This window comes from Methanoculleus sp. UBA208 (genome assembly GCF_002498065.1).
Taxonomy (GTDB): Archaea; Halobacteriota; Methanomicrobia; order Methanomicrobiales; family Methanoculleaceae; genus Methanoculleus.
Genome location: NZ_DAFZ01000118.1, coordinates 44434 through 53732 on the forward strand (window position 1 = coordinate 44434; position 9299 = coordinate 53732).

General features: G+C 61.1%; 7 protein-coding genes and 1 pseudogene. 5 read left to right on the forward strand and 3 right to left on the reverse strand.

Going from position 1 to position 9299, the window contains the following annotated elements; translation table 11 throughout:
* Positions 1–20: 20 nt before the first annotated feature.
* From BRA62_RS12305 to BRA62_RS12315, 3 genes are all read right to left on the reverse strand, one after another.
* A complete protein-coding gene (locus BRA62_RS12305) occupies positions 21–350 on the reverse strand; it encodes a type II toxin-antitoxin system PemK/MazF family toxin (protein ID WP_292367039.1) in 330 nt (109 codons plus the stop codon).
* Positions 347–538, reverse strand: a complete 192-nt coding sequence (locus tag BRA62_RS12310) for a hypothetical protein (protein ID WP_292367041.1) — start codon at positions 536–538, stop codon at positions 347–349. Before BRA62_RS12310 ends, BRA62_RS12305 begins: the two co-directional genes overlap by 4 nt.
* A gap of 1049 nt (positions 539–1587) precedes the next feature.
* Positions 1588–1962 (reverse strand): type IV pilin N-terminal domain-containing protein, encoded by a 375-nt coding sequence (locus BRA62_RS12315; RefSeq protein ID WP_292367042.1) that lies wholly within the window; start codon positions 1960–1962, stop codon positions 1588–1590.
* Positions 1963–2828: 866 nt separating this feature from the next.
* Between BRA62_RS12315 and BRA62_RS12320 the strand changes: the two genes are divergently transcribed.
* The 5 genes and pseudogenes from BRA62_RS12320 to BRA62_RS12340 all read left to right on the forward strand — a co-directional run bounded on the left by BRA62_RS12320 (position 2829) and on the right by BRA62_RS12340 (position 8988).
* Positions 2829–3068 (forward strand): hypothetical protein, encoded by a 240-nt coding sequence (locus BRA62_RS12320; protein WP_292367044.1) that lies wholly within the window; start codon positions 2829–2831, stop codon positions 3066–3068.
* On the forward strand, positions 3065–3328 hold the full coding sequence (locus BRA62_RS12325; protein ID WP_292367046.1) for a type II toxin-antitoxin system RelE family toxin: 264 nt from the start codon (positions 3065–3067) through the stop codon (positions 3326–3328). The genes BRA62_RS12320 and BRA62_RS12325 overlap by 4 nt, the downstream gene beginning before the upstream one ends.
* A gap of 156 nt (positions 3329–3484) precedes the next feature.
* Positions 3485–3730 (forward strand): annotated as a pseudogene (locus BRA62_RS12330) (flavodoxin family protein); the annotation flags it as partial.
* Positions 3731–3837: 107 nt separating this feature from the next.
* Positions 3838–4254, forward strand: a complete 417-nt coding sequence (locus BRA62_RS12335) for a hypothetical protein (RefSeq protein WP_292367056.1) — start codon at positions 3838–3840, stop codon at positions 4252–4254.
* A gap of 462 nt (positions 4255–4716) precedes the next feature.
* Positions 4717–8988 (forward strand): Ig-like domain-containing protein, encoded by a 4272-nt coding sequence (locus BRA62_RS12340; RefSeq protein WP_292367048.1) that lies wholly within the window; start codon positions 4717–4719, stop codon positions 8986–8988.
* The last annotated feature ends 311 nt before the right edge of the window (positions 8989–9299 follow it).

The window sequence follows — 9299 nt, forward strand, 5'->3', positions numbered from 1 at the left end:
GGGCCGGCATTCGCCCCGGATTAGAGCCTGAACAGTTTGACGAGTTTTGCATTGACCTCTGCCCGGAGGTCGTCATCAAGTTCTCCAAGTTCGCCGACCATCAGGTCTTTCAAGACCGTTGCGATCTTATCCAGTCGGATCACCGAATCAACTTTAAGACCGCTCTTTGAGAAACCTGCGTGGGAGGTGGCCACCATAACCCCTGCCGGACCCGTTCCGGCATGGATCTTCGACGAGATGAAGGCAAGGACAACGTCGCGATCACCCTCATAGAGGACAAGTGCAGGGCGCAGCTTGGTTGCCGTGAGGTCGGTGAAAGGAAACGGTATCAGAACGATCTTCCCTTTCATCGGTACACAGCCCTGACATCCCTGATGGTATAGAGGTCGGGCTCCTCGGAGAGAAAGGCAGAGAGCGACCGCTCGGAGAGTTTCATTATCGCCATGCTCTCCCGCTCATCGAGGAGAAGATCGATCTTCTCAGTGAGCTCCCTGATGTTCTCCTTGATCTCCCTGACGTCTGCTTCGATGCCGGTCATGAGTATCCTCACAGGTATTATACAGGTGATCAGTGGGATATCCCATCAATCTTTGCGTCTGGAGATCGCCGATACAATCCGCCCAATTCCAGACCCATTCCTCCTCATGAAGGTGCTACCTGGGGCTATCCGCGATCTCTGCCAGGGCAAAGGTGAGCACGGTCGCGGTGCCCAAAAGAATACACGGGATGTTGTTCTTTCCTTGTATGCCGCCCATCGGGAGCGACGAAGATGCTATAGAGGCTGATCGCAGAGCACTTCGCGAGCAGATCGGAGCAGGGCGTCAGCCGGGGGCGCCGTCGCCTACCTCCTCTCCTGCATCGCCCAGTACGGCCCTTGCCTCCATGGGCCGGCGGGGTTTTCCGTCCCGGTGGGGGTGCCGCTCATCCTCGCTGTGGCGGGGTATATCGTGACGGTGGAGGATGACGATGAATCGGGATATGAGGGGGAAGAGGAAAATTACGAGGAAGAAGGGGTAGAGGAACAGTAATCATCCTTTTTCTGATTGAATCTGTTTTTTTCGCCCTCGCTGTTTGCCCGTATTGGAAAGCGCTCAAAATCACGGCGTTGGCTCAGTCACACAGACCCGGGCAAGGTTTTCGAGGGAATATCGCGATTGGGGGAACGACGCTCCGCAGGAGCGGAGTTCGAGCACCGAAGGTGCGAGGTGGGGCCGACGGGGAGGGGGGAGCATCCCCCCTCCCCTGTCTCTCCAACTAGACTTTCGATGCTCAGGCTTGAGATGCTTGTACTCCTTGTGACCCCCACCCCGCCCGGCCTCCGGCCTCCTCCTCTGCGCCTCGCACCTAACGGTGCTCACGCTCACTACGTTCGCGCCTCGCACCTGCGGTGCTCGAACTCCGTTCCTGATGGAACATCGTTCTTCGGTGCTCATGCTCCGCTCTTTCAGAGCATCGCACCCCACACCTAGGGGCGGGGGCAGTGCGTGACGATGCCCCCACGGTCCACTGTACGGGGCCAGTCTAAATTCAAACCATTCACGCACCGCACTCATGTAGCAGTTACCTCTCACCCCGCCCCAAAAAAGGTCAAACCACCCTATCAACCAAAACCCACGACTCTTTATCCTCAAACCTCCCCACGACCACGACCCGCGCCGCGCCCGGGACGACACGCGTCCCGGTCGCCCCGGCCCGGGTATCGAGCGTGAAGTTCTCGTCCCCCGGGCCCGTCCCGCCGATCCAGCACCGGATCTCCGTGACCCGGTCCATGTTCATCCCGCCGTGGTTCGTGAACGCGATCGCCTCCCCCGACCGGGTCGCCGTCACCACGACGCGCTTCGGCTCTTCGGGCATCTGCGCCCTGAGGACCGTCGATGCCGTGATCGCCGCGAGGGCGACGACGATTGCTACCATCAGGAGTACGCTCACCACCTCCGAGATCCCGCCGTCCGTATCCGCCATAGAGGGGACTATCTCCGGCGTTCTCATAAAAAACTGCCTATATCGCGCCGGAAAGCACGGATCGTTTCCGTCCCGGGAGAACAGGGGGAAATGTTGTTGCCGGGAACGGGGCCGGGGGGGCGGAGTGTGCCGTCCGGGAGGGCATCGGGGGCTCCCGGCAGGGCGAACGGCCCGTAGTTCTCCGTTCCGGTTTGCGGCGCGGATTCGGTGCCGTGCCGCACGGTAAAATCGGAAAACATATCGTTGCCGTGACGAAACAGACATGTATCGTCAGGTGGTGGAATTGCCGAATTTCTGTCCGGAATGTGGAAACGAGCTGATTAGCAAAAACGCGGAGATCTGCCCCCGGTGCGGGGTAAGGCTGAAGACGAACCCCGAGAAGAGCCCCGTTATCGCGGCACTCTGCTCCATCATCTTCACGGGCCTCGGGCAGGTGTACAACGGATATATCGGCCGGGGCTTCGTTATCCTTCTCGGGACCTTCATCGGCTCACTGCTCTTCGTCATCCCGGGCCTGCTTGTGGCAATCTACGGCATCTACGACGCATATAAAACGGCAAAACGGATGAACGCAAGAGATCCCGTACCGGGCGACAAGCGTCCTCCACATGATCCTCTTCGTGGTCCTCTGGGTCTTCGGCGTCGCTGCGCTCTTCTTCCTGGCCGCAATCGTGGCCGCGCTCGCCTCCGGGGCGACCGGAGCGGTTTACTAACCGCGACCCTCACTTTTTTTACCGGCCTCCAGGCCGGAGGAATTCTTACCTCGCTCCTACGGAGAATATACAGGTGCAGGCTCCACGACCACTCTGCGGATGCTCTTTCGGCATGGCCATGCTTTTATATCTCATAGACTGCTATAACCTATTATGGCAGAGGAGACGACTACGATTGAGATCGCCAGATCCGACCGGGACCGGCTGAACCGTCTGCGCCGCTATCCCAAAGAGCCGTACCGATCCATAATACGCCGGTTGCTGGAGCAGAGCGAGGATCGTGAACCGTTGAGTCCCGAGACGATTGCCGATATCCAGGCATCGCTGGATGAGATCCAGCGGGGCGAGTTCGTAACACATGAAGCGTTGAAGCGGGATCTGGGGATCGAGTGAAATATTCGCTCATCTACTCAAAAAGAGTCCAGTACAAATTAAAGCACCTTCCAAAGGAGGTTACCGCCCGGATTATCCAGGCGCTTGAACTGCTGGCAGAAGAAGAATACCCCCACCTGCAGGTGAAGCGTCTGACGAACTCACCTCTGTTCTCCCTGCGAGTAGGGACGTACCGGGTCATCCTGGCATTTGAGCACCGCCAACTCGTCATCATGGCGGTCGACGTCGGCCATCGAAAGAACGCCTACAACAACCTGTGAGATGCCACGTGAGCCTCCCCTTCCGGCGGAACTTACTGACAAACCGGTGCTGAGCGACCGCCCCGGCAACCCTTATCGTATTGCGCAACAGAATCTCCGCCAGCACCCTGCACCGGAGAACGCACGGAGGCCTTGAGCATGAAGATTCTGGTTATCATGGGAAGCCCCCGGAAGGGCAACACCTACCGGGCGGCGAAGAGGATCGAGGACGTGATGCGGTCCCTCGGCGACGTCGAGTTCGAATACCTCATGCTCAGGGACGTCAAACTTGAACCCTGCCGGGGGTGCCATGCGTGCTTCGAATGGGGCGAGGAGCGCTGTCCCGTCCGGGACGACGCCCCCGACGTCGAGGAGAAGATGCACGACGCCGACGGTGTGATCTTCGCCTCCCCGGTCTACGGCCTCGCCGTCACCGCTCTCATGAAGAACTTCATCGACCGGTTCTCCTACATCTTCCACCGCCCCGGTTCTTCGACAAGAAGGCCCTCCTCCTCGCCACCGCCGGCGCGGTGGGCGAGAAAGACGTCCTCGACTACCTCGAGGACGTCGCCGGCATATGGGGATTCGATGTCGTCTCCCGCGCCGGCCAGGTCACACCGCCGAGAATGCCGGAGCAGCAGGCGCGCGCAAACGACCGGGACCTCGAAAGGGCCGCACGGGAGTTCTTCCGGGCCCTGGCGGAAGGGCAGGAGCGGCAGCCGGGGCTCCGGAGCGTCATCATCTTCCACGGCCAGCGGGCGACGTTCGACGAGCTCGCCGACGACTTCCCGGCCGACCATGCCTACTGGAAAGAACAGGGCTGGCTCGATCCGTCCGCCCGCTACTACACGAGCGTTCCGATAAACCCGCTCTACAACGCCGCAGGGAAAATCGTGGAATGGGTCGCCAGGCGGAGGCTCCGGCGGGACCTTGCCGCGATGCGCTGACCGGCCCGGCACCCGGCCGATGAGCAGCGGTTTCGCTCAAAAACCCGCGGCCGCACCGTTCCCCGGGAGAACATACGCGGCCAGCGGACTCCTCTTCTCCCGGCAGAGGACCGTCCGCGGAGTGCCTCTCAGGATCTCCCTGCGGCCGTACAGGCATATAAGCGATCCCTGTTTTTATTATAAAATTTTGAGAATAAATCACCGTAAAAGATATATATTTATACCGCCATCCACCCATTCACCGGCTACCCTATGACCGGGTCTTAAATCGACATTCGCTATCCGCCTGCCGGATGCCCCGGTGAGCATCTGCGCTAGTCAGCCTGTTTGTGCTACCGGCAGGTATGCACCGGCAATCTCGCAGGCGGAGAGCGATCAACAAGGGGGGAAGAAATGAGAAAACACGCATATTTGGTACTATTGTGTGCCATCGTCATCATCGGGTTACTGATTCCGCCGGCTATGGCGGTAGAAGTTGCGCCCGGGAGCCTGGCGCCCTTTATAGTCCACCTCGGCTCGCAGGAGCACCCTGATGTCGACGGGAACATGGTCGTCTGGGAAGACGGCCGGAACGGTAACAAGGAGATCTATTTCTCGGATAGTGCTGGCTACATCGGCGACAGGATAACCGAAAATGCCGCTTCTCAAGAGAGGCCATCCATCTCGGGAGACTACATCATCTGGCAGGACTACCGGAACGGGAACTGGGACATCTACCTTTACAACCGCGTTACAAAGGAAGAGACACAACTCACCAGCGATACAGGCAAGCAATGGCTGCCCGCAATCAGCGGGAACTACGCCGCCTGGTACGATGACAGCAGTGGCGAGACAAACGTTGTCCTCTACGACATCGCTGACGAGACGGTAAAAGACGTCATCGAGTGCGACGCGAAGACAACGATTCCCTACGGTTCAACCGATTTCAAGCCCGCACTCTCGGAGAAGTACGTCGCCTGGGTAGAAGAGGCGGATGGACGGATTCAGTATTATGACATCGCGACCGAAACGACAGTAGGCCGGGTATCCACGAGCACGGCAATTCAATCCTGGCCTTCGATATTCGGCGACATCATCGTCTGGGAGGACTATCGGCATGGATTTCCCGAAGTCTATATGTCCAATCTCATCACTAAAGATGAAACCCGACTCACAACATCCGGTGTTACCGATACAGGCGATAGTATCGAGCAGGTCTCGCCGGCGATCAGCGGTGACATTGTAATCTGGGAAGACAAGTGGGGCACGCAACGAACCATCCACATGCGCGACCTCTCCACCGGAAAAGAGTTCTCTGTGCCCACTGCCGGCGGTGAACAGCTCTACCCTGCTGTCAGTGGCAATACGATCGTCTGGCAGAAAAGCCGGGACATCTCCTCGGACATCTACGTCTTCGTATACAACTCCGAAGGAGTTGTACACGAACTCACGAGGATCGAGGTTGAGCCATCTACGGTCACCGTGAAGGTTGGTGATGAGATACGGTTCAACGCCACCTGCTACGACGAGAACGACAACGCCATGCACGACCTGAAGGTCTCCTGGACCTGCGATAACGGCACGGTCGGATTCATCGACCCGGGAGGCTACTTCAATGCTTCCGCAGCGGGCACGGCGACCATCACTGCATCGATAGACGATATCTTTGCAAAGGCGACCGTCACCGTCAACGCCGACGAACCGGTCGAGTCGGTTGTAACAAGCATCGAGGTCACGCCGACCGCGGCCACCCTGGAGATCGACGGCACCGAGCAGTTCGCGGCAACTGCCCTTGATCAGTTCGGAGAAGAGATGACCGTTGAGTTCGACTGGGCGAGCGACAACGAGACCGTCGGAACCGTCGATAACTCCAGCGGCCTCTTCACCGCGAAAGCCGCAGGCACCGCGACCGTCACCGCAACCGCCGAAGGCGTCACCGGAACCGCGATCGTCACCGTCACAGATGAAGAACCGGTCGCAACCAGCATCACGGTCGCACCGGCCGCGATCACCCTGGAGATCGACGACACGGTGACGTTCTCCGCAGCCGTCCTCGACCAGTTCGGCGGCGAGATGTCCGGTGTCGACGTCGCCTGGGAGAGCAGCGATCCGACAGTCGGGACCATCGACGCGGACGGGCTCTTCACCGCGCTCGCGACGGGCAACACGACCGTCACCGCAACCGCCGGAGACGCCTCCGGGACTGCGGCCGTCACCGTCAGCGCCGAAGGGCCGGTCCTCGAGAGCATCGAGGTCGCACCTGCTGCAGTCACCCTGGAGATCGACGGCACCGAGCAGTTTACCGCGACCGCCTTCGACCAGTTCGGGAACGAGATGTCCGGTGTTGAGATCGCCTGGACCGGCGACAACGAGACCGTCGGAACCGTCGATAACTCCAGCGGCCTCTTCACCGCCCTTGCAGCGGGCACGGCGACCGTCACCGCGTCTGCGGGTGATGTCTCCGGGACCGCAACCGTCACCGTTGAAGAAACAGCCGCGCCGGTTGTAGCAAGCATCGAGGTCACACCGGTCACGGCCACCATCATGATCGGCGACACTCAGGAGTTCGACGCCGTCTGCTCCGATGAGTCCGGAAACACCATGCCAGGCGTTCCGGTCACCTGGTCGTGCAGCGATCCGACCGTCGGGACCGTCGACGATACCGGCCTCTTCACCGCCCTTGCAGCGGGCACGGCGACCGTCACCGCGTCTGCGGGTGACGTATCCAGGACCGCAACCGTCACCGTCTGCGCAGAAGAGCCTGCGCTCGCGAAGATCGCGGTCGTGCCGTCCGCGGCCACGCTCGAGATCGGCGACAGCCTGCAGTTTGACGCCGTCGCGTTCGACCGGTTCGGCAACATCGTTGAGGACGCCGGGATAACCTGGGAGTGCAGCGATTCGTGCGTCGGCGAGATCGATGAGTGCGGCGTCTTCACCGCCCTTGACGACGGCACGGCGACCGTCACCGCGTGCGGAGACGGTGCTGAAGGAACCGCAACCGTCACCGTGAACTGTGACGACCCGGTCCTCTCCAGCATCGTCGTCACCCCGTCGGTAATCACGCTCGCCAAAAACGACACCGCTGCGTTCACCGCGACCGCCCTCGACCAGGACGGCTGCGAGATGTCGGGCGTCATGATCGACTGGGAGTGCAGCGACCCGTGCGTCGGCACCATCGATCTCTGCAGCGGCGTCTTCACCGCTGAAGACTGCGGCACCACGACCGTCACCGCATCGGCAGACGGCGTCACCGCGAAGGCGGACGTGAAGGTCATCGACTGCTCGGGGATCGGGATATCCCCGTCGGCGATCATCCTGGACCCCGAAGACAAATGGCAGTTCACCGTGTACGGCCTGCAGGACAATGCAGGCTCTATCATGGACTGGTCGGCCGACCCGTGTGTCGGCACGATCACCCAGAACGGCCTCTTCACCGCAGTCTGCGAGGGAACAACGAGCGTCACCGCAACGGTCGACGGGGTCGACGAGGTCGAACCTGCGACGGTGACCGTTCGGTCGACGGCGGCGCCCGAACTTGCGCGGATCGAGGTCAGCCCGTCCGACTTCTGCATCCCCGCAGGCCACAGCCTGACGCTCACTGCCAGGGGATTCGACCAGTACGGTTACGAAATGCCCGATGTCGAGGTGACCTGGGACAGCAGTGACAAGACTGTCGGCACCATCGACGACTGCGGCGTATTCACCGCTCTCAGCGACGGCGAGGTTAGCCTCACCGCATCTGCGGACGGGATCTCCGGCTCCGCCTGCGTGACCGTTCTGCCCTCGCTCCCGGTTCCGGCCTGCATCGAGGTCGAACCGGCCACGGCCACGCTCGCGCCCGGAGCAACCCGGGAGTTCACGGCCACGGTATTCGACCAGTGCGAGAACGTGATGGACTGGGTCAGGGTCAGGTGGTCGTGCACCGATGAGAACGTCGGCACGATCGACCGGGCCGGCCTCTTTGCAGCGTTCGCAGGGGGATCTGCGGACGTGACGGCTTGTGCCGGCGGTGTGGAGGGATCGGCGGCGGTCACCGTCACGGCGGCGCCCACGACCGAACCCACGACCGAACCCACACCGACCCCGACCAACCCCGGATCGACCAAACGCGCCTCAAGCGATGGCGGCGGCTGGAGCCCCCCCACTATCTCCGCGGGGATCTGCGAGGGGTTGAAGAGCGGCGAGACGTTCACGTTCTCGGATATCACCGTCTCATCGGTCGGCAGCGTCGCCATCACGGCAGCCAACAACATCCCGAAGATGCTGGTGACCGTGAAGGAGACGGGGTGCCCCACCCTGGCAGAACCTCCCGGCGGCACCTACGAGTACGTCGAGATCGCCCTCTCGTGGGTGAACCAGAACGACATCAGCAACGGGACGTTGACCTTCACCGTCCCGGCGAAGTGGCTCGAGGAGCACGACATGCTCCCGGAGGACGTCAGGCTCATGCGCTACGTCGACGGCGGCTGGCAGATTCTGGAGACCGAAGTCATCGGTGAAGAGAACGGAAATTACCGCTTCCGGGCAACCACCCCCGGATTCTCCACCTTTGCCATCGCTGCGATGCCGGATAACTTGACCGTAACCACGAACGCCACGAACGAGGAGGGGAACGTCACGGCCACGGTAACCGCGACCGAAGAGATGACGACGGAGGCGACCGCCGTGCCGACGACGACACCTGCGGCACCGCTCGTCTACGCGCCCTTCCTCGCACCGCTGGCCTTCCTCCTCTGGCGGAGAAGGAAGAACTGACCCTACCTTTTTTTTTGCTGCTGTATCGCGGATGTGTTCGCGAGAACCCGCCCGCGATTCCGGGAGAAGCAGAAATCACGGCAGTCCCCCGTCCGGTCGGAGGGGACCCGAACCGGGGTAAGATAGACACGGAGGTGCCGCGCTCGATGCAAATACCTCCGCGCTCTTTCCACGGAGTTCTGCAAGAAGAGGAGGAGAGGAGGGGGCGCACCCCTCATGCAGCCTGTTCGACGGTCTTTTCGTGTCAGTACCCTGTCTGGCCGCCCGCTGCGGTCGTCACCGCGCCGAGCGGGGTCCCGGTCTCCATCGGG